A 21,810-nucleotide genomic window follows, 5' to 3' on the forward strand; every position below is an offset into this window, starting at 1 on the left:
GAACACTGGCTGTAGGAGCGGCTTCAGCCGCGATCCCACCCAAACGGAGCCAAGCGCGAAAGAATAGCAAACCCTTGCGCATGGCTCTATTAGAGGGCGCCGGGAGGATGGACAGAACCCCCTCAACCGCCTAGGGTATCACCAGGTATTACCTTTCGATACGAGGCCGCCATGGCAACCTCCATCAAGATTGACGACGAACTGAAAAGCCGCGTTCAGACCCTGGCCAGCCAGCGCCGCCGGACTCCCCACTGGATCATGCTCGAAGCGATCAGGCAATATGTGGCCCGCGAAGAGGCCCAGGAGAGCTTCAAACAGGAAGCCCTGGAGTCCTGGCGGTCCTACCGCGAGACGGGTCGCCACCTCACGGTCCAGGAAACCAACGAGTGGCTGGAATCCTGGGGAAGCGACGATAAGGCGCCGCCCGAGTGCCACGAGTAATCATCACCGAAGGGGCCGTGCGCGGGCTGGCACGGTGCCGGGCTTTCCTGGAAGCCGTGGAAGCTGGAGAATCGGCCGTCCGTGCCGGTCGGACCATCGCACGGCATCTGCGTATGTTGGAGACAGCCCCGGACATGGGCCGCCCCGATGACGAGATGCCGGAACTCCGGGAGTTGATGATTCCCTTTGGCAAAGCCGGTTATGTGGTGCTTTACCGCTACCTGCCTCGCGAAGATGCGGTGTATGTGTTGGCGGTGCGCCATCAGAAGGAAGCGGGTTATTAGATCTCCGCTGGTGCTGCTAAAGAATTAAAAAGGGGACGTTATGGCCATACCCGACTTCCAATCCGTCATGCGGCCCGTGCTGCTCTCTATTCAGGACGGCCAGCCCAAGGCCATGGCCCGGGTGCTGGAGGAGGTCTGCGACCACTTCCAGCTTACCGACGAGGAGCGTGGGCAGCGTCTGCCCTCCGGCAAACAGACCTACATCAAGAACCGGGTGGGTTGGGCGCGGACCTATATGAAGAAGGCGGGCCTGCTGACCATCCCGCAACGGGGGCAGATCCGGATTACCGACCGGGGCCGCCAGGCCATGGAGGAATGCCCGGAGCGCGTCACCGTGCGCTACCTGAAGAAGTACCCGGAATTCCTGGCGTTCCATACCCACACCCCCACCCAGCCCAAGGCGGAGCCGGCGGACAGCGACGTCAGCGACATCAGCGACACTCCGGACGAGCAGCTTCAGCAGGCCCACACCTCGCTGATGGACTCCCTGGCCGACGAGCTGCTGGACACCATCATCGCGGCCACGCCGGCCTTCTTCGAAAAGCTGGTGGTCGATCTGATGTTGGCCATGGGCTATGGCGGCTCCCGGGAAGACGCCGGCCAGGCCACCCGCTACACCAGCGACGGCGGCATCGACGGCATCATCAAGGAAGACCCGCTCGGCCTGGATGTGATCTATCTGCAAGCCAAGCGCTATACCGACAAGGTGGTGGGCCGCCCGGATGTGCAGGCCTTTGCCGGCGCTCTGGACATGCAGCGGGCCCGCAAGGGCGTCTTTATCACCGCCTCCAAATTCAGCGGCGACGCCCGCCAATACGTGGGCATGATCGAGAAAAAGATCGTTCTGATCGACGGCCAGGAACTGGCGAAACTGATGATCCAGTACAACCTGGGCGTGGCCACCAAGGAAACCTACGACGTCAAACACATCGACAGCGATTACTTCAACGAGGAATAACAGCAACCCCATGATCACCGGCGAACTCAAATCCAAGGTCGATAAAATCTGGGACACCATGTGGTCCGGCGGCGTCTCCAACCCGCTGTCCGTGATCGAGCAGCTCACCTACCTGCTGTTCATCAAGCGGCTGGATGAGATACATACCCGCGCAGAGAACATGGCTCAGCGTTTTAAAAAGCCCATCGAAAACCCGGTGTTCGGCTCCGGCCAGGACCACCTGCGCTGGTCCCGCTTCAAGGACTTCGCCCCGGAGGACATGTTCAATACCGTGCGGGACCTGGTGTTCCCGTTTATCAAAACCCTGGGTAACAAAGGCGAGGAAGACGGGGAGGGCGGCAGCACCTACACCCACCACATGAAGGATGCGCTCTTCATGATGCCCACCCCGCGGGTGTTGGCCAACGTGGTGGATCAGCTGGACAGCATCGATATGAGCGATGCGGACACCAAGGGCGACCTGTACGAATACATGCTCGGCAAGATCGCCAGCGCCGGCCAGAACGGCCAGTTCCGCACCCCGCGCCATATCATCAAGCTGATGGTGGAGATGACCGCGCCCACCCCCAAGGATGTGATCTGCGACCCGGCCTGCGGCACCGCCGGTTTCCTGGTGGCGGCCTCCGAATACATCCAGCAGCACCACAGCAAGGCCATCTATAAGAACGAGGAGGCCCGCCGCCGCTTTAACGAGGGCACTTTCCACGGCTACGACTTCGACAACACCATGCTGCGCATCGGCAGCATGAACATGCTGCTCCACGGCGTGGAAAACCCGGACATCGGCTACAAGGACTCCCTGGCCCAGGCGGACGACCTGGACGAAGAGAAATACTCCCTGATCCTGGCCAATCCGCCCTTCGCCGGCAGCCTGGACTATGAATCCACCGCCAAGGACCTGCTGCAAACCGTCAAAACGAAGAAAACCGAGCTTCTGTTCCTGGCCCTGTTCCTGCGCCTGCTGCAAACCGGCGGTCGGGCGGCGGTGATCGTGCCCGACGGCGTGCTGTTCGGCTCGTCCAAGGCCCACAAAAGCCTGCGCAAAATGCTGGTGGAGGAGCAGAAACTGGACGGGGTGATCTCCATGCCCTCCGGTGTCTTCAAACCCTACGCTGGGGTCTCCACCGCCATCCTGCTGTTCACCAAAACGAATTCCGGCGGCACCGACAACGTCTGGTTCTACAAGATGGAAGCGGACGGCTTCTCTCTGGACGATAAACGCACCCCGCAGCCGGACAAAAGCGACCTGCCGGACCTGCTGGCCCGCTGGCAAAACCGGGAGCACGAAGGCGAACGCAAGCGCACCGAACAGAGCTTCCTGGTACCCCGTGAGGAAATCGCCGGCAACGACTATGACCTGTCCATTAACCGCTACAAGGAAGTGGAGTATGAGGCGGTGGAATATGAGTCGCCGCAGGTGATCCTGGAGCGGTTGGCTAAGTTAGAGGAGCAAATCGCTCTAGGCCGCCAGGATTTGGAGAACTTGCTTCGATGAATGCTCCTTCCGTTTCTATTGGCGAAGTAGCTGTCGTGAATCCCCGGTTCGAGAAGGCTGATAGGCCAGCCCCGGGAGATCCTGTCAGCTTCGTACCTATGGCGGCTGTTTCCGAGAAAACAGTTTCCATCGTAGAGGCTAATGATCGGCCTTACGCAGAGGTGGCAAAGGGGTACACGGCTTTCAAGCGGGGAGATGTTCTAATTGCGAAGATTACTCCTTGCTTCGAGAATGGAAAAATGGCGCTTGCCGATAATCTACCCAGAGACCTGGGGTTTGGATCAACCGAATTCCATGTTATTCGAGCGAGTGAAAAAGTCGACACACGCTATCTTTTCAATCTTCTCAGGAACCCGTATGTGCGGCGCGCAGGGGAGATGAAGATGAAGGGCGCTGCAGGACAAAGACGTGTTCCTGCTGAATTCTTTTCTGGCCTGAAGATTCCTCTGCCTCCCCTGGAAGAACAAAAACGCATTGCGAAAATTCTGGATGCGGCGGACGCGCTGCGGGCCAAGCGCCGCGAGTGCCTCGCCCAACTCGATGCGCTCCTGCAATCCACCTTTCTCGATTTCTTCGGTGATCCTATAGCTAACCCATTTGGTTGGAAAATGGGTTTAGTTGGCGATCTGCTTGAAGCTGCTAATTATGGGACAAGCAAGAAAGCTAATGAGAGCTCTGGGCGGTACCCAATTCTTAGGATGGGCAATATTACCTATGAGGGTGGCTGGGATATGTCATCCATTAAGTACATAGATCTTGAAAGCAATGAAGAAGAGAAATACTTGGTAAAAAAGGGAGATATACTTTTCAATCGCACAAACAGCAAGGAATTAGTAGGGAAAACGGCTGTTTATAGGTTTGATGAGCCAATGGCGTTTGCAGGTTATCTTGTTCGGGCCAGAGCATCGGGAGAGGCCGATCCGGAATATATCGCTGCTTTCATGAATTCTCCACAAACAAAGAGCCGTTTGGTTTCAATGTGTAAGAGCATTGTGGGGATGGCAAACATTAATGCAAAGGAGTTTCAGGCTATTCCCATTCCGGTTCCCCCACTGAATCTTCAGAATAGATTTTCGGCTATTGTCGATTCTGTTCTTCGGCAAAAGTCGAAAGTCAATGATTGCCTTGAAGAACTTGATGTTTTGTTTCACTCCCTACAAGAAAAAGCTTTCTCTGGAGAACTCTGATGGCGGCTACATTTGTTTCGACATGGAGGTATATGTGGCCAGATGTTTGGGCACGGCTCCAGTTAGCTTCGGCGGACGAAGACCAGGAGTTTGGTTGGCTTGAGGAGAAGATTCCTCTGCCGGAAGGGTTTGATCCCCACGACGATTTGTATTCTGAGATTTTCCGGGCTGCGTACAGCTCTCTTTCTGAGGAGACGTTAACCGGCTTTGACATGTCTGAGGTGATTGGTGATCCTGAGCTTGCAGTCGAATTCTTTATAGGACTTACGGGGGAAAGCTTTTCTTCTGAAAATGCAATTATTCAGTTTCTGGAGGCCGTTGTAGATACCCTCGCGGAATTTGATGATGTGTTGCCTGGCCGATACTTGGCACTAATGTCATATTTTACGCAAAAATATAGCTTGCGCTATGTGATAGATGATCAGGGGAAAATATATCCGAGTGTTACTGGCATTTTTTCAGAGCTGATGTCGCGAATTGATAGGGTGGCTAGTGGAAACGAGCACCTTGCATCTCTAACGACGGAGATGCATTCGGCGCTCTATGCGATAAAGGCTGACAGCTCGCAGGCGAATGTAAAGGTATTTGTTCATAAGTTTTTTAATTTGGCTGAAGCTCTTGCATGTGGTCGTCCTGAGGTGAAAGGGAAAACCTTGGGAGATGCCTGCAAACAGATACAGAGTTGGCCCCACGTTGCGGTAAAAAACTCACTTTCCAGCCTCTATGGTTTTGCCTCGAATTATCCAGGGATGCGACATGCGGGTTCTCCGGAATCCAAGCTGCGTGACTTGGACATGCGCGATCTGGTTTCTATGAGCGTCATTCTTGCAGGCTATATGCCTTACTTGGCAGATGAGCTTGTTTGTGAAGACATATATATTCCCGGTAGGCGAATTGCCCTAGCGGTGGAAGGGACATGAGATGACCAACTTCGCCTTCCTGCCCAACGACTTCAAGGCACTGAGTCAGGCTGCCACGCTGGCGGAAGGCCATATTCTTGGTGATCCCCGCGCCGCTTGCTTCCACGCCCGCTTTGCGTTGGAGGCGGCGGTGCACTGGCTTTATCGCCATGATGGCAGCCTGCGCATGCCCTACGACAACAAGCTGGGCGCGCTGCTGCACGAACCCACCTTTATGAACCTGCTGCCGGAGGCGGTGTTTCAGAAGGCCCGGGTGATCCAGAAGGTGGGCAATATCGCGGTCCACCAGACCAAGCCGATCGAGCCCCGGCAGGCCATGCAGGTGGTGAAGGAATTGCACCATGTCTGCTATTGGCTGGTGCGCACCTACGCGCCCAGTGCCTCCCGCGAAGGCGCCGCCTGGCGGGATGACCGGGTGCCGCAACCGCTGGATACCGGTAAGGTGGTGCCGCGTGCCGAACTGGAGGCGCTGGAGGAGAAGCTCGGTGCCCAGCATGAAGCGGCGCTCAAGCAGCAGAAAGAGCGCGACGCCCTGGATCAGGAACTTCAGGCGCTGCGCCAGGAGCTGGCGGCCCTGCGTCAGGCCCGGGAGCAGGTCCCGGACAGTCACGATTACACCGAGGCGGAGACCCGCCGTTACCTGATTGATCTGGAGCTGCACCGGGCCGGCTGGCCGCTGGATAAAAAGCAGGACCGGGAATATGAAGTCACCGGCATGCCCAACAACAAGGGCATTGGCTATGTGGACTATGTGCTCTGGGATGACGATGGCAAGCCACTGGCGGTGGTGGAAGCCAAGAAGACCACGGTGGACGCCACGGTTGGCAAACAGCAGGCCAAGCTCTACGCGGACTGCCTGGAGCAAATGCACGGCCAGCGGCCGCTGATCTTCTTCACCAACGGCTACGATACTTGGCTTTGGGATGACCAAGCCTATCCGCCCCGAGAAGTGGCGGGCTTCTACAAGAAGGACGAACTTACCCGCCTGATTCGTCGCCGGGACAGCCGCAAGCCCCTGGATGTGGCCGCCATCAATACCGACATTGTTGAGCGCTATTACCAGAAGCGCGCCATCGGCAGCATTTTCGAGCAGCTCAAGAACGCCCAGCGCAAGGCGCTGCTGGTGATGGCCACCGGCACCGGCAAGACCCGTACCGCCATTGCCCTGGTGGATGTGCTGCAACGGGCCAACTGGGTCAAGCGCGCCCTGTTCCTGGCGGATCGTGTGTCTCTGGTGAATCAGGCGGTGAATGCCTTCAAGGCCCACTTGCCGGAATCCAGCCCGGTGAACCTGGTCACCGAGAAGGACAGCGAGGGCCGGGTGTATGTGTGTACCTATCCGACCATGATGGGTCTGATCGATGCCAACAACGGTTCGGATACCGACGAGGCCCGTTTCGGGGTGGGGCACTTCGATCTGATCATCATCGACGAAGCCCACCGCTCGGTGTACCAGCGCTACCGAGCTATTTTCAGCTATTTCGACGCCATGCTGTTCGGCCTTACCGCCACGCCCCGGGAGCAGGTGGACAAGAACACCTATGACCTGTTCGATCTGGAACAGGGTGTGCCCACGGACGCCTATGAGCTGGGCAAGGCGGTCAGCGATGGCTACCTGGTGCCGCCCAGGGTGCAGCAAGTGGATCTGCGCTTCCCCCGGAAAGGCATCCGTTACGACGACCTGACCGAGGACGAAAAGGCCCAGTGGGAATCCCTGGAGTGGGGTGACAATGTGCCCGAAGGCACCCTGATTCCGGAGCAGGTGGACGCTACCGCCCTGAACAATTGGCTGTTCAACGAGGATACCGTGGACAAGGGCCTCAAGCATCTTATGGAGCACGGCCATAAGGTGGAGGGCGGCGACCGCCTGGGCAAGACCATCATCTTCGCCCGCAACCAGGCCCATGCGGACTTTATCGCAAAGCGCTTCGACCACCATTACCCGAAACACGCCGGGCACTTTGCCCGGGTGATTTCCTACAAGGTCAAATACGTCCAGACGTTGATCGACGATTTCTCCCAGAAGGACAAGGCACCCCATATCGCCATTTCCGTGGACATGCTGGACACCGGCATCGACGTCCCGGAGGTGGTGAACCTGGTGTTCTTCAAGCCGGTGTATTCCAAGATCAAGTTCTGGCAGATGATCGGGCGGGGCACACGGCTGTGCCCGGACCTCTTTGGCCCGGGGGAAGACAAGGCGGACTTTCGTATCTTCGATTTCTGCTGCAACTTCGATTTCTTCAACGAGAACCCGGAAGGCATCGAGGCCGGCGGTAGCGAGCCGCTCAGTACCCGTGTCTTTCGTGCACGGGTGAATTTGTTGGGTTTGTTGCAACTGTCCCCGGAGGCCGATCCGGAGGCCAAGGTGGCCGGTAACACCACGGAAGCGCTTTATCGCGAAGTGGCCGCCATGAACCCGGACAACTTTATCGTTCGCATGAAGCGCCAAGCCGTGGACCACTTCAAGGATCGCAAGCGTTGGGACCGGCTAAGCGAGGACGACCAGCGGCTGTTGAACGCGGAGGTGGCGACCCTGCCCACCGAGCTGGAGTACGACGACGTCGCTTCCCGCATGTTCGATCTCACCGCCTTGCGTCTGCAGCTTGCCGTGCTCACCGCCGACCAGGCGGCCTTTGAACGCTATCGCAAGCGGGTGGTGGAGATCGCCACCATGCTGGAAGAGAAAACCAGCATTCCCGCCGTTGCCCGGCAGCTTGAATACCTGCAGGCGGTGCAGGACCCGGCTTTCTGGGACGGCATGGACGTGCGCACCTTGGAAGAAATGCGGCTGCGTCTGCGCGGCGTGGTGCCGTTTCTGAACAAGAAACGGCGCGAGGTGGTGTACACGGATTTCGAGGACGAGGTCATGGGGGTGCGCGATGGCACCGTGCTGCCGCTGCCCAGGATGACCAGCGTGCAGTACGAGAAGAAAGTCCGGGAGTACCTGCGCAATCACCTGGACAACATCGTGATCCACCGTCTGAGAACCAACCGGCCGCTCACCGCCAGTGACCTGGAAGCCCTGGAAAACATGCTCGCCGGCCTGGGTGAGGACGACGGCAGAACGCTGCTGTCCAATCTGCTGGAACGCACCGAGGCGCCTTCCCTGGCGCACTTCGTCCGTAGCCTGGTGGGCACGGACGAAGCCACCGCCAAGCAGGCCTTTGCCCGTTTCCTGGACGACACCAGCCTCACCGCGCCTCAGATCCGTTTCGTGGAAATGATCATCGAGCAGCTCACCTCACGGGGCGTGATGGCACCCGCCGCGCTCTATGAGCCGCCGTTCAGTGCCCTGCACAGCGGCGGCCCGGAGGCGCTTTTTGCCGGAAGAGATACGGTGGTCGAGGATCTTTTCGAGGCATTGGATGGTTTGATGCCCGAGGTGAACGAAAGCTAGACGAAGAGAGGTATCGTGACCTGGGGCCATTGTTCATGCTCCATGGCCCATATCCCACCTTTCATGAATCCCATTCATGACTACATTCGATTGAGCCCGGTTTATTCATAGGCCGGCGCCATACTTAAATGGTCATCCAGGGTCATGCCCTCTCGCTAACGGCGCAGGACAACCCGCCAAAAGGAGTACCGACGGTTCCGCCGGCGCTCTCCCATCGATCCGAAAACGTAAGGCAAGGCAATGACTCAGAACGGCCAAGACGAGGCGGCAGCTCGCATGCGCCGCCCGGGGCGCTGATCAGGCATGGTGGAGACCACGAAACAATCCGGCGACGGGCTGACGTTCGTCGCCGCCAGCCTGTCCCTGGTGATGGCCTACGCGGCGTCGGCGACGCCGATTCCGCTGTATGGCATTTACCAGGCGGTGGACGGGGTGAGCTACGGGGCGCTGTCGTTGAGCGCGGTGGTGTATTTCGCCGGTGCGGTGATGGCGTTATTGGTGTTCGGGCGGTTGTCGAACCATCTGGGGCGGCGCGCGGTGTCGTTGCTGGCGGTGGCACTGGCCGGGCTGGCGAGTGTCACGTTGATGACGGTGCATGAGGCGGCGCCGCTGATTATCGGGCGGTTGTTCCAGGGGTTGTCCTGCGGGTTGGCGTCCACGGCGCTGGCGGCGTGGCTGGTGGATACGGCGCCGGTGTCGCCGTCCTGGGTGGCGCCGGCGATTCTCAGTTGCGGGCCGATGACCGGCTTGACCCTGGGCGGGGTGGCGTCCGGCGTGATGGTGGAATACGGGCCGTCTCCGCGCACCTTGCCTTACCTGGTGATTCTCGGCGTGCTGGTGGTGTGCGCGCTGTTGCTGCTGCGCGGTCGGGAGACGGTGGCCGGTGAGCCGGGCTGGCGGGCGTCGTTGCGACCCCGGTTCGGGTTGCCGCCGTCGGCGCGCAAGGCCTATCCGGTGGCCGCCTGCACCTTTGTGTGCACCTGGGCGCTGGGCGGTTTTTACCAGGCGTTCGGGCCGATCATGGCCCGCGAGCAGCTGCATTCCAGCAATGCGCTGGCCGCCGCGCTGGTGTTCGCGTCGCTGATGGCGCCGAGCGTGATCGGCGCCTCCATCGCCGGCCGGTTGCGGCCTTCCAGCGCCCAGTGCCTGGGCATGCTGGCGTTCACCGCCGGGCTGGCGGGGGTGCTGCTGTCGTTGAAGCTGGGGCTGCTGGTGCCGTTCCTGATCACCAGCGTGCTGGCGGGTATCGCCCAGGGCACCACCCTGAGCGGCGGCATTCAGATGATGGTGGCGGGTACCGAACAGGAGGAGCGCGCCGGTATTCTGTCGGTGATCTACGCCACCTCCTACACCGGGGCGGCGGTGCCGACCCTGGTGGCCGGTCAGCTTTCCGGGCGGCTGAGCTTGCTGCAGGTGGCTTCCGGCTACGGGGTGCTGGCGCTGTTCGGCTGTATCGTGGTGTTGCTGGCCGCTGCCCGTCGCCGGCGCGCGACCGCCGCTGTTCAAGAGACTTAACACTCGGGAGTCGATCATGCGGCTTTATCTGGACATCGAAGGCATCACGCTTACCGCCACCCTGGACGATAGCGACAGTGCCCGGGACTTCGCGTCCCTGCTGCCGCTGGAGCTGACCCTGGAGGATTTCGCCGCCACCGAGAAGATCAGCGATCTGCCCCGGCGGCTGTCCACGGAGGGAGCGCCGGCGGGCATCACGCCCCGCGCCGGCGATCTCACCTATTACGCGCCCTGGGGCAACCTGGCCCTGTTCCACAAGGACTTCAAGCATGCCGCTGGCCTGGTGAAGCTGGGCACGCTGGACGGCGGCGTGGAGGTCCTGCGCCGGTCGGGGCCGCTCCAGGCCACCTTCCGCCTTTAAGCAAGGAGGTACGGCGTGCGCGGGACGGAATTTGCTGAGCTACAGGGGTTCATGGCCATCGTTACTCATGGCAGCTTCGTGCGTGGGGCCGAGTCACTGAACATAACGCCATCGGCACTGAGCCAGAGCATGAAGGCGTTGGAGGCGCGCCTTGGCGTGCAGCTACTGCATCGCACCACACGTCGCGTTCGGCTCACGGAAGCGGGGGAGCGCCTGGCGGCGAGGCTGGAGCCCGCTCTTGGTGAGCTCTCGGCGGCGCTGGCCGATGCCTCGCTGCTCGCGGACCGGCCACGTGGGAAGATCCGTATCCATGCCATGCGTTTGGGGTCGCGGCTTTATCTGGAGCCGCATTTGCCCGAGTTCCTCGATGAATACCCCGAAATCAAGGTGGATGTGTGCGTCGACGATGCGGCCGTCGATACGGTGGCGGATGGCTACGATGTGTCGATTCGCCTTGGCGAGATGCTTGATCAGGATTTCGTGGCGTTGCCCCTTGGTCCGCCTATCCGGCAAATCGCCGCGGCGGCGCCCGATTATCTTGAGCGGTTCGGTCATCCGGCCAGTCCGGCCGATCTTCGCGATCATCGGTGTATCACTTGGCGCTGGCCCGGCCACCTGGGTTGCTATCAGTGGGAGTTCTTCAGGAACGATCGCTGGTTGCGGGTCACGTTGCAGGGCGTTCTGTCTTTCAACGATCAGCGTCTGGCGCTTGAGGCGGCTGTAAGGGGCGCCGGTGTGGCCTTTTGGGCCGAGGATCAGATCAAGCCCTATGTGGCACGAGGAGAGCTGGTGCCATTGCTCGAGGATTGGTCGGCGCCGTTCGAGGGCTTCTATTTGTGTTTTCCCAAGCAGAATCAAAAATCGTCCGTGTTGAGGTGCTTTATCGACTTCATGAAGGAAAGAAGCCCCTCTCCGCGAATTGGTTAGTGGTACTTAATAATGCATTCACTTTGAACGGGATTATTCCTTGCTCCCCGGTCGTTATTGTATCCGCTCGTGCCGCCAGCGAGCGGGCATTTCGAACTGTGAGGAGTGAGACATGAGTGATCTGAATCGGGAGTTTGAAGGAAAGGTGGTCATAGTGACCGGCGCCGCTGGCGGCGTGGGTGGCGAGACGGCCAGGCTATTCGCTGATCGTGGCGCCTGTGTCGTGGCGGAGGATGTCAAAGCAGGGGTGGTTGAGTTGGAAGACTATTCGGACCGTATTGTTACCTTGACCGGTGACCTGTCCGAAGAGACAACGGCGACTCGCGCGGTGGAGTTGGCGCTGCGGCGCTTTGGTCGTCTCGACATCCTGATCAATAACGCGGCGCGCATCATTAATAAGACCGTTGCCGAAATGTCCCTCGAGGACTGGGATTCGGTGCTCAACGTTAATTTGAGAGGGAGCTTTCTGCACTGCCGGGAAGCGATGAAAGTCATGATGCCGGCGCGGCGGGGAAGCATCGTGAACGTGGGGTCTTATGCGTGCCAGGTCGCCTTCCCGACGATTGGAGCCTATGCCGCGTCAAAAGGCGCCATCGCGCAATTGACGCGGGTTCTGTCACTGGAAGGCGCGCAATACGGTATTCGGGCGAACGTGGTCGCTCCCGGTGATATCGTCACCGGGATCCTTGATGATGTGATGCCGAACGGGCGTGACTTTCTTGCCGAGCATGGCAAGGGATCTCCCATTGGCCGCGCCGCCGAGCCGTCGGAGATCGCCGAGGTAATTGCCTTCGCGGCCAGTGATCGCGCCAGTTACATGACCGGGACCGTGGTCATGGCGGATGGTGGATACACCGCTGTTTAGCCAAGGTACATACCGGCGCCGCCTTCGCGTTGCTCACCCCACGAACCCGGAAGGCGTCTCCCCGGTCACCTGCCGGAACGCATAGGAAAACGCCGAGGTACTACTAAACCCCGCCAGCCCCGCCGCCTGGGCGATGGTCTTGCCGCGCGCGAGATGGTCGATGGCCATGACGATGCGGGCCCGTTGCCGCCAGGCGCGGAAGGTGAGGCCGGTTTCGGCGGGGAACAGGCGGCTGAGGGTGCGCACGGAGGTGGCGGCGCCGGCGGCCAGGTCCGGGGTGGTGAGGGCGAGGCCGGTGTCGGAGAGCGCCAGGTGGGCGACGCGCCGGCCCACGTTGCTGGTGGGCAGGGGCAGGTAGGTGGGGGCGTCCACCACGGTGCTGAGTTCATGGAGTACCAGTTGCGCGATGAGGGTTTGTTTGTCGGCGTCGGTGTTGGGGGCGAAGGCGGCGTGGATCAGTTCGCGCAGCAGCGGCGAGACGCGCAGGGCGAATTCCCGGTCCAGGTTGGCGTTGGGGGCCCAGCGGTGGATCGCTTCGGGGTGCCAGTGGAGCAGCCGCATTTCCGCGCCGGAGAGCACGTCCAGGCGGTGGGTGATGCCGGCGGGAATCCATACCGCCAACTGCGGCGGCACCAGCCAGCGGCCGGTGTCGGTGTAGATCTGGGTGGTGCCGGAGAGGGCGAGAATGAGTTGGGCTTCGTCGTGATGGTGGGCGCCGATGGTTTCGCCACGTTGTCGTGCCCGTTGGCGGGTTCGGAAAAGCGGGGCGGAGGTGGATTGGCGCTTCATCGATAATCGTTGGCGTAAAGTGTGAATGCGCTGATGCTAGCATGGCCCGATTGTGATGGTCGACCGGGTGCTCCGGGCCGGCGGTCCGGTCTCGGGAGCCCTTTATCCAAATGCGTGACACCACCTCTGCGTCGTCGTCTTCCCCGTCCTTGATTGGCGACGGTTTGCCGCCTGGCGAGCGGCGTTGGGCGGCATTGGCCGTTTTGCTGGGTATTGCCCTGAGCAATCTGAGCACGGCGGTGGTGAACATCGCCTTGCCGGACATGGCCTTGTCCCTGGGCGCCAGCGACGCGGCCACGGTGTGGGTGGTCAACGGCTATCAGCTGGCGGCGGTGGTGTGTTTGCTGCCGGTGGCGGCGATGGTGGAGGCGCTGGGTCTGAGGCGCTTGTTCATTACCGGTTTGACGGTGTTCACCCTGGCGTCGTTGGTGTGCGCGGTGGCGCCGACGTTGGGCACACTGGTGGCGGCCCGGGTGTTGCAGGGGGCCGGCGGCGCCTTTCTGTCGGTGGCCGGGGTGGCGCTGGTGCGGGTGATATACCCGCGCCATCTGGTGGGCAAGGGCATGGCGTGGCTGGCTCTGGCGGTGGCGGTGCCGGCGGCGCTGGGGCCGACGTTCGCGGCCATGGTGCTGGCGGTGGCGTCCTGGCCCTGGGTGTTTCTGATCAACGTGCCGCTGGGCGTGGTGGCGCTGTGGTTGTTCTGGCGGACGATGCCGGGCAGCGCGCGGACGCCCCATCGGTTCGATGCCCTGGGTACGCTGCTGAACGCACTGGCTTTTGGTTTGCTGGTGGTGGGCGTGGGTACCCTGGGTGGTGGTGATACGCGCTGGGCGGTGGCGGAGATCGTGGTCGGATTGCTGTGTTTCGTGCTGTTGTTCGTTCAGCAGCGCCGCCATCCGTCGCCGATGCTGCCGTTTGATCTGCTGCGGCTACCGGTGTTTTCCCTGGCGCTGCTGACCTCGTCCTGTTCCTATACGGCGCAGATTCTGGCCTATGTGTCGTTGCCGTTTCTGTTCGAGCGGGTGCTGCAGATGACGCCGGTGCAGAGCGGGCTGCTGATCACGCCCTGGCCGTTGACCACCGCCGTCGCTGCCCAGTTGGCCGGGCGGTTGGTGGTCCGTTATCCGGCGGCGGTGCTCAGTAGTCTCGGCTTGGGGATTATGGCGGCGGGCCTGGTGCTGATGGTGTTTCTGCCGACGGAGCCGGCCTATTGGCAGATCGGTTGGCGCATGGCGCTGTGCGGGGTCGGCTTCGGTCTGTTCCAGACCCCCAACAACACCGCCATGATGACCACCGGCCCGGCGTCGCGCAGTGGCGCCGCCTCCGGCATGAACGCGGTGGCCCGGTTCGCTGGCTGGACCCTGGGTTCGGCGCTGGTGACGCTGTTGTTCGCTCTGGGCGGCGAGCGCGGGCCGGCGTTGTGCCTGGCGGTGGGCGCCACCTTCGCTGGCGCCGGCGCGGTGGCCAGCGCCGCGCGCCGCTGGCGGGAAGTGCGCGCGAACGCGGTTTGACGCCCACATTATCCGAGCGCCGGCCTCGGCCCGTGCCCGGGTTGTGCGGGCGGGTTCTTTAGCCGGTTCAAGAATGTTTGTCCGTGGTGATGAATCAGGGAACAATGCCTGGCTTTGCCATTGGCCGGGGATAACCAGGATGAACGATCGGAGTTTCGAGCTTCCCGAACACGTACAGCGGGGCAATATCTGGCGGCTGTCGGTGTCCCAGGCGCTGGCCGGCGCCAACGCGGTGGTGGTGTACGCCACCGGCGCCATCGTCGGCGATGCGCTGGCGCCGTCGCCGGTGCTGGCCACCTTGCCGGTGTCCATCTTCGTGGTGGGCATGGCGGCTTCGATCATGCCGGTGGGGATGGTGGCCCGGCGCCATGGTCGGCGCACGGCGTTCTTGCTCGGCGCCGGGGCCGGTGTGCTGGCCGGCCTGGTGGCCACGGTGGCGGTGTTGGTGGCGTCGTTCTGGCTGTTCTGCCTGTCCACTTTCTTTGGCGGTGCCTACGCGGCGGTGGTGGTGTCCTACCGGTTCGCCGCGGCGGACGGTGTGGCGCCGGCGCGGCGGGCGCGGGCCCTGTCCCTGGTGATGGCCGGCGGCGTGGCCGCCGGGGTGATCGGGCCCCAACTGGTGACCTGGACCATGGATCTGTGGCCGCCGGTGACCTTCTCCGCCACTTTCGTGGTGCAGGCGGTGGTGGCGGCGTTGTCCGCGCTGCTGTTGCTTGGCGTGCGCCTGCCGCCGCCCTCGGCGGCGGAGCAGGCCGGTGGCCGGCCATTGGCGGTGATCGCCCGCCAGCCGCTGTTCGTGGCGGCGGCGATTTGCGGCGCCGTTTCCTACCTGGTGATGAACTTCCTGATGACCTCGGCGCCGCTGGCCATGCATTTCTGCGGGCACTCCCAGGCGTCCGCCAACCTGGGGCTGCAGTGGCACGTGATCGCCATGTACGGGCCGAGCTTTTTCACCGGCAATCTGATCACCCGCTTCGGCGCCGGCCGGGTGGCCGCCGTGGGCCTGGTGCTCACCGGTGTGTCCGCCGCCGTCGGTTTGATGGGCGTCGAGGTGCTGCACTTCTGGTGGATGCTGGTGCTGCTGGGCCTGGGCTGGAACTTCGGCTTCCTGGGCGCCTCCGCCATGGTGCTGGAATGCCACCGCCCGGAAGAGAAAACCCGGGTGCAATCCCTCAACGACTTTATCGTCTTCGGCCTGATGGCGCTGGGCTCGTTCTCCTCCGGCGGCCTGCTCAGCGCCTACGGCTGGGAGCGGGTGCTGTGGGTGTCGTTCCTGCCCCTGACGCTGGCGGCCCTGGCGCTGCTGGTGGCGCTGCGCCGCCGGGCGGCGGCGCCAGTGGGCTGATCGTCACACCTCTTCCATGAAATCCAGGGCGCCCTGCTGGCGGATCACGCGGCGGTGTTGCTCCCACAGGTCGCGGATGCGTTCCTGGTTGAGTTGCTGGCGGTCCACCAGTACCCGGGTGTTGAGCTCGCCCACCGGGATCGGGCTGGGCACCTTGCTGAACACGAACTGGTTGCTGATCAGGTCCAGGAAGGGGCCGGCCTTGCTGGTGGGCATGATGAAGATCAGTTGCAGGCCCAGGGTTTCGGTGAGGTAGCGGATCACGCTTTTGGAGCGGTTTTCGTCCATGTGCATGAAGGCTTCGTCGACGATCACCATACGCAGGTGGCTGTCGCCTTCGTTGAAGCGGAAGGCGCTGGTGATGGCGGCGGCGCGGATGATGTAGGCCGGCGTTTCCAGTTGCCCGCCGGAGCCGGTGCCGTACTGGCTGAGGCTGATCGGCGCCTTGTTTTCCGGGTGTTTGAGGATGTCGTACTGGCGGTAGCGGCGGTAGTCGCTGATCCGTTCCAGCTCGCGCAGGGCCTGTTGTTCGTCGCCGTCCAGCAGCAGGCCGAGCAGCCGGTCGCGTACCTGTTCGGCCTTGGTCGAGAGCGGGGTGTCGAACAGGCTGGCGCCGTCGCCCAGGTTGGGAATATCGATCACTTCCTTGAAGAAGTTCCAGTATTCCTTGTACTCGGGAATCCAGTCCCATTCGAAGGAGAAGCGTTCCCGGTCGGCGCCGAACTGGTGGTGTTCCAGCTCGCTGTTGAGGCTTTTCAGAATCCGTTCGCCGTCCTTGATGGCCTGGTGGATCTGGCTGCACAGGTCACTGATGAAGGTGGTGTTGAAGGTGTTGCGCAGCTCCGCCAGTTTTTCCTGTTTTTCCAGTAGCACATTGTTGCGCAGCCGATTGTGCAGGTTGTCCAGTTGCTGGTTGAGCGTGTGCACGTGGCCGAAGAAGGGGGCGCCGTGCAGGGCCTCCTGGCTGTCGGCGAGTACCTGATCGGCGGGCTGTGCTTGCTGGTTGTAGTGGTCCAGGGTTTTCTGCAGGGCCACGGCGTTCTTGGTGAGCTGTTCGGTGAGGGCGTTTTCCTCGGCGACGAAGTCGATGTCGCCCTGGGCGTCGCGCAGGCGCCGGTCCATGGCCTCGATGCGTGGTTCCACGTCCAGTTCCGGCCAGTAGCGGGTGCTGGCGTGCAGGTTGGCCTCGGCGTCGTCCTGTTCCTGCTGGAAGCGGTCGCTCTGGTCCGCCAGCTTGCGCAGGGTGACGCCGCAGGCGGCCAGTTCCGCGTCGAGTTTGCCGTGGGCTTCGGTGAGCGTCTTTTGCCGGGCTTCCAGGTCCTGGTGCAGGGCGCGGGCCTGGCGTTGCTTCTCCTCCAGTTCTTCATGGTCGCCCAGGTCCAGGTTGGCCAGGGCGTTTTCGGTTTCCTGGAGCTGGTGCTGGGCGTCCAGCAGGTGGCTGGCGGCGCCGATCCAGTTGAGGGGCTGGAACGCCTTGACCTGATCGTGGAGCTGTTTGACCGCCTGATAGCCCTGGGCGGCCTGTTGGTACTGTTCCTCCAGGGCCAGCTGTTCGTTGCGTTTGGCCTGTAGGTTGCGTTCCCGGGCGCCTTCGCCGAACACCAGTTGACCGTCGTCCAGGTCGCAGCGGAACAGGGCATAGTTGCCGGAGCCCAGGCCGTCGGCGGTGATGCCCCGTCGGGTGGTGCGCAGGGTGTCGGCGTCGTCCACCCGCACCACGTTGCCGTAGGAGGCTTTCAGGTAATGCTCGGCGGTGCGGTGACTGAAGCGCAGGGCGTGGAACAGGGAGTGCTCGGGCAGGGACAGTTTTTCCGCGTCGCGGCGTGCCTGCTCGCCCTGAATCACCCGGGCCCGGTTGCGTTGCTTGCCGGCCAGCCGGCGCACGATGCGGATCGCCTCGGCTTCGTATTCGGCTTCCACCAGAATGCCGAAACGGGCGCCGCCAATGTAGCCCTCGATGGCCATCTGCCAGAGCGGGTCGGCCACTTCCACATGATCACACAGCACTCGGGGTTGCGCCTGGGGGCATTCCTGGCGGATCGCCTGCAGGGCTAGCTCCACGTCCTGGGGGTAGTTCACCCGCTTTGATTCCAGGTTGCGGATCTGCTGTTCAATGGTTTTTTGTCGTTGCTCCAGGGCGTCCAGGTTCTGGCCCCGTTTGCCCACCAGCCGGTCCAGGCGCTGGGCCAGGGAGGCGGCGTCCTGGCCCGGTTGTTCCTGGCGCTCGCCATGCAGGTGTTCGGCGATCTGGTTGTGCAGTTGTTGCTCGCCGCGTACCCGGGTGAGGCCCTCTTCCAGGGGCGACAGGTCGATCCAGTCCCGGGCCAGCATCTGGTTCAGGTCCGGCAGCGGGTTGTGCTGCTCGGCGATTAGCGCCTTGCTGGTTTGGCGCCAGTGCTTGCTGGCGAAGGCCGGCAGTTCCAGCTCAATGCTGTGGCGGGTCAGCAGGCCAAGCATGTTGCGCAGGGCTTCCAGGTTAGTGGTGCGTTGCTGGTCCTGTTCGAGCAGCGGCCGGGCACCGTCGCGCAGTTGCTGGCTGAGCTGCTGGTGGCGTTGCTCCAGTTGCTGCTTGTCGCGCAGGGCGGGGATGCCAAGGATGCGCGCCTGCAGTTCCACCAGCTCCTGGTGGGCCTGATCCAGGCGCCGTTGCACCTGCTCCGCTTCTTCCTGGTTGCTTTCCTGTTGCTGGCGCAGGCGATTCTGCTCTTCCTTGCGTTCCAGGTAGTCCGCTTGGTTGCGCTGGAATTGCCGGGCGGCGGCGCCGTAGGCCTGGGTGGTGCGTTCCAGCCAGTTTTCCAGGTAGGCGTCGGCCTGGTCGCGGGCCTGGCCAAGCAGGTCCACGTTGCGCTGCAGTTGCTCCGCTTCTTCCGCCATGCCGTGGACGGTGCGCATCAGGTCGCGGATGCGGCGCAGGGTGTCGCCCATGTCGTGGGGTTCGAGCACCTCGCTGGCGACGAACTGGTTGATCGATTCCACCGGCTTGTAGGCCATGAAGCGGGCGAAGGTGCGCGCCGCGTTGCGCGCTTCGTTGCGCGATACCGCGTCGCGCTTGCCGCGCAGGGCGCCGTACAACCGCGCCAGGTAGGCGCCTTTTTTGTCGTAGGTTTCCACCGCTTTCTTGCCGAACCGCCGGCGTAGCTGGTTGGCGATGTCGGTGATCGCCACCGTGTGTTTGCCGTCCACGTGCTCGTGCACGAAGTCCGACAGGCTCAGCATTTCGCCGGCCACGATCATCAGTAGCAGTTCGTCCTGGCGGGCCTGGGCGCTGCTGCCGGCCCGGTCCAGATGGGCGCGCACGCCGATCACGGCGGTGAACGGCTCGGCGGTTTCGCCCTTGGTGGGGTGGAACACGCCGGCGATGTAGCCGTCGCTGTCGTAGGGGCGGGCGAAGGCGCCATCGTCACAGCCCAGGACGTAGGAGGCCAGGGTGCGCACCTGCTTGCCACCGCGCCCGCGCTGGGTGGTTTCGTCCTGGCCCGGGTTGTAGGTGAACAGGTTGTCGTGGGCGGCGGTCATCAGGGTTTGCAGGGCGTCGGCGGCGGTGGTCTTGCCGGAACCGTTGCCGCCGGAAAACAGGTTTACCGGCCCGTATTCGAACTCGCCGGCGGGCAGGTTGCCCCAGTTCACGGTGATTGAGCGTTTCAGGTACATGGTTGGTCGTCCTCGCGCTCGATCAGGGTGGCCAGCACCGCGTCGGTGACCAGGCTGGTGATGTCGGGGCGAATCGTCAGCCAGGCTTCGCCGTCTTCCAGCCCGCCGTCGCCGGCGCCGCGGATCAGCCGCAGCTGGCGCATGCGCCGGAACAGCGCCTCCCGTTCGGTGCGCCCGTCCGGCAGCGGCCGGCCGAGCAGGTTCTTGCTGGCCAGGTTGAGTGCTTCCAGGGGCAGGGTGGCCTGGCCGTGTTCGTCGATCTGGCCATCGCGCAGGGATTTGTCGTATTCCGCGCGCAGCACCAGGATCAGCGCCACTTCCTGCTGGCTGAGCCGGTTGCGCAGGCCGCTGTTGAAGCCCTCGTCCTGGTCCGCCTCGCCGGGGATCTCGGCGCCGGGCGGAAACAGCCGCAGGGAGGCGAAACGGCGCTCATGGTGCAGGCGCACCCGCAGCACGCTCAGGTAGTCCTCCACCAGTTCGGGGATGTGCAGGTAACGGTCGTACAGCTCCGCCTCCTTCTTGCTTTCGTCGCGGCACAGCACGCCGTGGTCGAGCAGGCGGATCATCAGTTCCGAGAACTGCGCCGGGGTGACGCCACGGGCGTCCAGGGCGTCATTCAGGGCTTGCCTTGGAGTCATCCTGTTCCAGTTCCAGCAGGAAGCCGTCGCGACGCACGAAATAGTGCTCGTCGCGGACGACGTCGGTGGGTTCGATGCGCAGCCGGAAGCCGGCGGCGGCGTGGTCGGCGCTGCCCAGTTCGATAACGTGGCTCAGGGCCAGCAGGTCACGGGCGTTGTTGACGGGCAGGTCGCGGTTGTCGATGCGGCGGCTGGCGCCCAGGGCCTCGCGCAGGTAGTCCCGCAGGGCGCCGCCGTTGATGTTGAAGGCTTTTTCCAGCAGTTGTTCGGTGGCCAGATCGCGCAGGGTGTCGCGGTCCGGCTCGTCCAGTTCCACCATTTGATGATGCACGGTCCGTTGCGCGCGCTGTTCGCGCAGGCGTATCTGGGCCGGGTCGATCAGCCCCAGGTGCAGGCTGGCCATGGCGTCGCCGGCCTGGCGCAACCGCTCCCCGTAGGTGGCGTCGTCCAGTTCCGACAGGCTTTGACACAGCCCGACGATGTCGTTGTGCTTCTGGGTGTGCAGATAGCTGAGCTGGCGGATGATGATGTCGGCGCGCCGGGTGAAGCTCTGCAGGGTGCGGCGCAGGGCCGGCAGCATGATCTCCGAGGCATTGCGCATGCGCATGTCGATGCTGTCCAGCAGTTGGAACAGCACCGAGGCATCCTGGCTGACGATCAGGTCCGGGGCCCGGTGGCGCAGGTCCCGTTCCGCCTGGGCTTTCCAGCTCTTCGGCTTTCTCTTGATCCGTTCCACGGCGCTTTGGACGCGGTCGCGGTGTTTCTCGACGCTGTCGGCGGACATGCGGATCGCCACGTCCGGCTGGAAGCGCCGCTCCATGAATTCGAAGAACTGGTCACTGGCCTGCTGCACCAGTTGCCGGGCTTCCACCTCCTTCACCAGTTCCCGTTTGCGCTCCTCCAGCTCGGCGATGATGTCGGTGAAGTCGGCGATGATGCGCTCGGAATGCTCGTGGGCGTCGAGCAGGTCATACACCTCGCCCCGTTCCGCGAAGGCGTTCAGCGCGTTGAGGGTGTTGCGGGTATTGCGGTGTCGGGTGCGCACGCTGCGCCCGTCCACCTCCACCAGGGTCTGGGTGAACAGCCGCCCGCTGCGGCTGAACGGGTAGGTGGACTGGAACGAGGCTTCGTCCTTGTCGCGCTTGAGCCAGCCGTGCTCCACCAGCAGGTTGAGAATCCAGCCGGCCTGTTCCCGGTTGTTGCGAAAGCGCCCGGCTTCGTCGTCGCCTTCCAGCAGCGGCGCCCGTTCCAGAGCCTCGCCGAACACGTCCAGCACCTGGTCGCGCTTGAGCGATTCGCCGTAGTCCGCCTGGCTGCTGTATAGCCGCTCGTGGAGCAGGCGCACGCACTCCACCACCTGCTCGCGGTACTTGCCGGTCAGCGGTTTGAAGAACTGCTCGCGTTCGTCCGTGAAGAACATGGGGCTTGCCGTCGGCTCAAACCGCCTATTTTAGTCCGGTTGCCGGGGGGCTCCAAGTGCGGGGTGGGCGTCGCGGCGCTTGAATCGCCGATCAGGCCAGGTG

The 21,810-nt window shown here is 62.7% G+C and carries 17 protein-coding genes; 13 read left to right on the top strand and 4 right to left on the bottom strand.

Translation table 11 applies throughout. The annotated features are described in order from the left end of the window. Positions 1 to 171 precede the first annotated feature (171 nt). From JF515_RS06140 to JF515_RS06190, 11 genes are all read left to right on the top strand, one after another. The gene (locus tag JF515_RS06140; RefSeq protein WP_161384469.1) at positions 172 to 441 is read left to right on the top strand and encodes a CopG family ribbon-helix-helix protein; all 270 of its coding nucleotides are present in this window, start codon (positions 172 to 174) and stop codon (positions 439 to 441) included. A gap of 56 nt (positions 442 to 497) precedes the next feature. Further along, the gene (locus tag JF515_RS06145) at positions 498 to 725 is read left to right on the top strand and encodes a type II toxin-antitoxin system RelE/ParE family toxin (RefSeq protein ID WP_338015182.1); all 228 of its coding nucleotides are present in this window, start codon (positions 498 to 500) and stop codon (positions 723 to 725) included. A 40-nt stretch (positions 726 to 765) separates the two neighbouring features. Then, positions 766 to 1,683 (top strand): restriction endonuclease, encoded by a 918-nt coding sequence (locus tag JF515_RS06150; protein ID WP_203102096.1) that lies wholly within the window; start codon positions 766 to 768, stop codon positions 1,681 to 1,683. 10 nt (positions 1,684 to 1,693) lie between these two features. Then, positions 1,694 to 3,178 (top strand): type I restriction-modification system subunit M, encoded by a 1,485-nt coding sequence (locus JF515_RS06155; protein ID WP_203102097.1) that lies wholly within the window; start codon positions 1,694 to 1,696, stop codon positions 3,176 to 3,178. Beyond that, positions 3,175 to 4,365: a restriction endonuclease subunit S gene (locus tag JF515_RS06160; protein ID WP_203102098.1), complete on the top strand. Its 1,191-nt coding sequence runs from the start codon at positions 3,175 to 3,177 to the stop codon at positions 4,363 to 4,365. Before JF515_RS06155 ends, JF515_RS06160 begins: the two co-directional genes overlap by 4 nt. Next, complete coding sequence (locus tag JF515_RS06165; RefSeq protein WP_203102099.1) at positions 4,365 to 5,285, top strand: hypothetical protein; 921 nt, start codon at positions 4,365 to 4,367, stop codon at positions 5,283 to 5,285. Before JF515_RS06160 ends, JF515_RS06165 begins: the two co-directional genes overlap by 1 nt. A gap of 1 nt (position 5,286) precedes the next feature. Further along, positions 5,287 to 8,685: a DEAD/DEAH box helicase family protein gene (locus tag JF515_RS06170; protein WP_203102101.1), complete on the top strand. Its 3,399-nt coding sequence runs from the start codon at positions 5,287 to 5,289 to the stop codon at positions 8,683 to 8,685. Between the two features lie 303 nt (positions 8,686 to 8,988). Further along, entirely contained in the window at positions 8,989 to 10,200 is a 1,212-nt protein-coding gene (locus tag JF515_RS06175) for an MFS transporter (RefSeq protein ID WP_203102103.1), read from the top strand. 16 nt (positions 10,201 to 10,216) lie between these two features. After that, on the top strand, positions 10,217 to 10,561 hold the full coding sequence (locus JF515_RS06180; protein ID WP_203102105.1) for a cyclophilin-like fold protein: 345 nt from the start codon (positions 10,217 to 10,219) through the stop codon (positions 10,559 to 10,561). 15 nt (positions 10,562 to 10,576) lie between these two features. Beyond that, positions 10,577 to 11,488: a LysR substrate-binding domain-containing protein gene (locus JF515_RS06185; protein WP_203102107.1), complete on the top strand. Its 912-nt coding sequence runs from the start codon at positions 10,577 to 10,579 to the stop codon at positions 11,486 to 11,488. A 112-nt stretch (positions 11,489 to 11,600) separates the two neighbouring features. Further along, positions 11,601 to 12,353, top strand: coding sequence for an SDR family NAD(P)-dependent oxidoreductase (locus JF515_RS06190; protein WP_203102109.1), 753 nt, complete (start codon positions 11,601 to 11,603; stop codon positions 12,351 to 12,353). Positions 12,354 to 12,386: 33 nt separating this feature from the next. Here the strand turns inward: JF515_RS06190 and JF515_RS06195 are convergent, their stop codons facing one another. Further along, positions 12,387 to 13,142, bottom strand: coding sequence for an AraC family transcriptional regulator (locus JF515_RS06195; protein ID WP_203102111.1), 756 nt, complete (start codon positions 13,140 to 13,142; stop codon positions 12,387 to 12,389). 110 nt (positions 13,143 to 13,252) lie between these two features. Here JF515_RS06195 and JF515_RS06200 point away from each other — a divergent pair, with 110 nt between their 5' ends. Both JF515_RS06200 and JF515_RS06205 read left to right on the top strand, forming a co-directional pair. Then, positions 13,253 to 14,653, top strand: coding sequence for an MFS transporter (locus tag JF515_RS06200; RefSeq protein ID WP_203102113.1), 1,401 nt, complete (start codon positions 13,253 to 13,255; stop codon positions 14,651 to 14,653). 139 nt (positions 14,654 to 14,792) lie between these two features. Then, positions 14,793 to 15,998 (top strand): MFS transporter, encoded by a 1,206-nt coding sequence (locus JF515_RS06205; protein WP_203102115.1) that lies wholly within the window; start codon positions 14,793 to 14,795, stop codon positions 15,996 to 15,998. A 3-nt stretch (positions 15,999 to 16,001) separates the two neighbouring features. Here JF515_RS06205 and JF515_RS06210 read toward each other — a convergent pair whose 3' ends face one another. Genes JF515_RS06210 through JF515_RS06220 form a run of 3 tightly spaced genes read right to left on the bottom strand, consistent with a single transcriptional unit; the run spans position 16,002 to position 21,707 of the window. Continuing rightward, positions 16,002 to 19,649 carry an ATP-binding protein gene (locus JF515_RS06210; RefSeq protein ID WP_203102117.1) on the bottom strand — a complete coding sequence of 1,216 codons (3,648 nt, stop codon included), beginning with the start codon at positions 19,647 to 19,649 and terminating at the stop codon, positions 16,002 to 16,004. Beyond that, positions 19,640 to 20,287 carry a DUF4194 domain-containing protein gene (locus JF515_RS06215; RefSeq protein WP_203102119.1) on the bottom strand — a complete coding sequence of 216 codons (648 nt, stop codon included), beginning with the start codon at positions 20,285 to 20,287 and terminating at the stop codon, positions 19,640 to 19,642. The genes JF515_RS06210 and JF515_RS06215 overlap by 10 nt, the downstream gene beginning before the upstream one ends. Beyond that, positions 20,262 to 21,707, bottom strand: a complete 1,446-nt coding sequence (locus tag JF515_RS06220; RefSeq protein ID WP_203102121.1) for a Wadjet anti-phage system protein JetA family protein — start codon at positions 21,705 to 21,707, stop codon at positions 20,262 to 20,264. The genes JF515_RS06215 and JF515_RS06220 overlap by 26 nt, the downstream gene beginning before the upstream one ends. Positions 21,708 to 21,810: the final 103 nt, after the last annotated feature.

The organism is Alloalcanivorax marinus, assembly GCF_016785095.1.
Taxonomy (GTDB): Bacteria; Pseudomonadota; Gammaproteobacteria; order Pseudomonadales; family Alcanivoracaceae; genus Alloalcanivorax; species Alloalcanivorax marinus_A.

What these genes read in the sequence shown, in the direction of transcription:
- JF515_RS06205 (WP_203102115.1), top strand. Translation starts at nt 14,793, where the DNA reads ATGAACGATCGGAGTTTCGAGCTTCCCGAACACGTACAGCGGGGCAAT.
- JF515_RS06190 (WP_203102109.1), top strand. Translation starts at nt 11,601, where the DNA reads ATGAGTGATCTGAATCGGGAGTTTGAAGGAAAGGTGGTCATAGTGACC.
- JF515_RS06175 (WP_203102103.1), top strand. Translation starts at nt 8,989, where the DNA reads ATGGTGGAGACCACGAAACAATCCGGCGACGGGCTGACGTTCGTCGCC.
- JF515_RS06170 (WP_203102101.1), top strand. Translation starts at nt 5,287, where the DNA reads ATGACCAACTTCGCCTTCCTGCCCAACGACTTCAAGGCACTGAGTCAG.
- JF515_RS06140 (WP_161384469.1), top strand. Translation starts at nt 172, where the DNA reads ATGGCAACCTCCATCAAGATTGACGACGAACTGAAAAGCCGCGTTCAG.
- JF515_RS06215 (WP_203102119.1), bottom strand. Translation starts at nt 20,287, where the DNA reads ATGACTCCAAGGCAAGCCCTGAATGACGCCCTGGACGCCCGTGGCGTC.
- JF515_RS06160 (WP_203102098.1), top strand. Translation starts at nt 3,175, where the DNA reads ATGAATGCTCCTTCCGTTTCTATTGGCGAAGTAGCTGTCGTGAATCCC.
- JF515_RS06220 (WP_203102121.1), bottom strand. Translation starts at nt 21,707, where the DNA reads ATGTTCTTCACGGACGAACGCGAGCAGTTCTTCAAACCGCTGACCGGC.
- JF515_RS06195 (WP_203102111.1), bottom strand. Translation starts at nt 13,142, where the DNA reads ATGAAGCGCCAATCCACCTCCGCCCCGCTTTTCCGAACCCGCCAACGG.
- JF515_RS06165 (WP_203102099.1), top strand. Translation starts at nt 4,365, where the DNA reads ATGGCGGCTACATTTGTTTCGACATGGAGGTATATGTGGCCAGATGTT.
- JF515_RS06155 (WP_203102097.1), top strand. Translation starts at nt 1,694, where the DNA reads ATGATCACCGGCGAACTCAAATCCAAGGTCGATAAAATCTGGGACACC.
- JF515_RS06180 (WP_203102105.1), top strand. Translation starts at nt 10,217, where the DNA reads ATGCGGCTTTATCTGGACATCGAAGGCATCACGCTTACCGCCACCCTG.
- JF515_RS06150 (WP_203102096.1), top strand. Translation starts at nt 766, where the DNA reads ATGGCCATACCCGACTTCCAATCCGTCATGCGGCCCGTGCTGCTCTCT.
- JF515_RS06210 (WP_203102117.1), bottom strand. Translation starts at nt 19,649, where the DNA reads ATGTACCTGAAACGCTCAATCACCGTGAACTGGGGCAACCTGCCCGCC.
- JF515_RS06200 (WP_203102113.1), top strand. Translation starts at nt 13,253, where the DNA reads ATGCGTGACACCACCTCTGCGTCGTCGTCTTCCCCGTCCTTGATTGGC.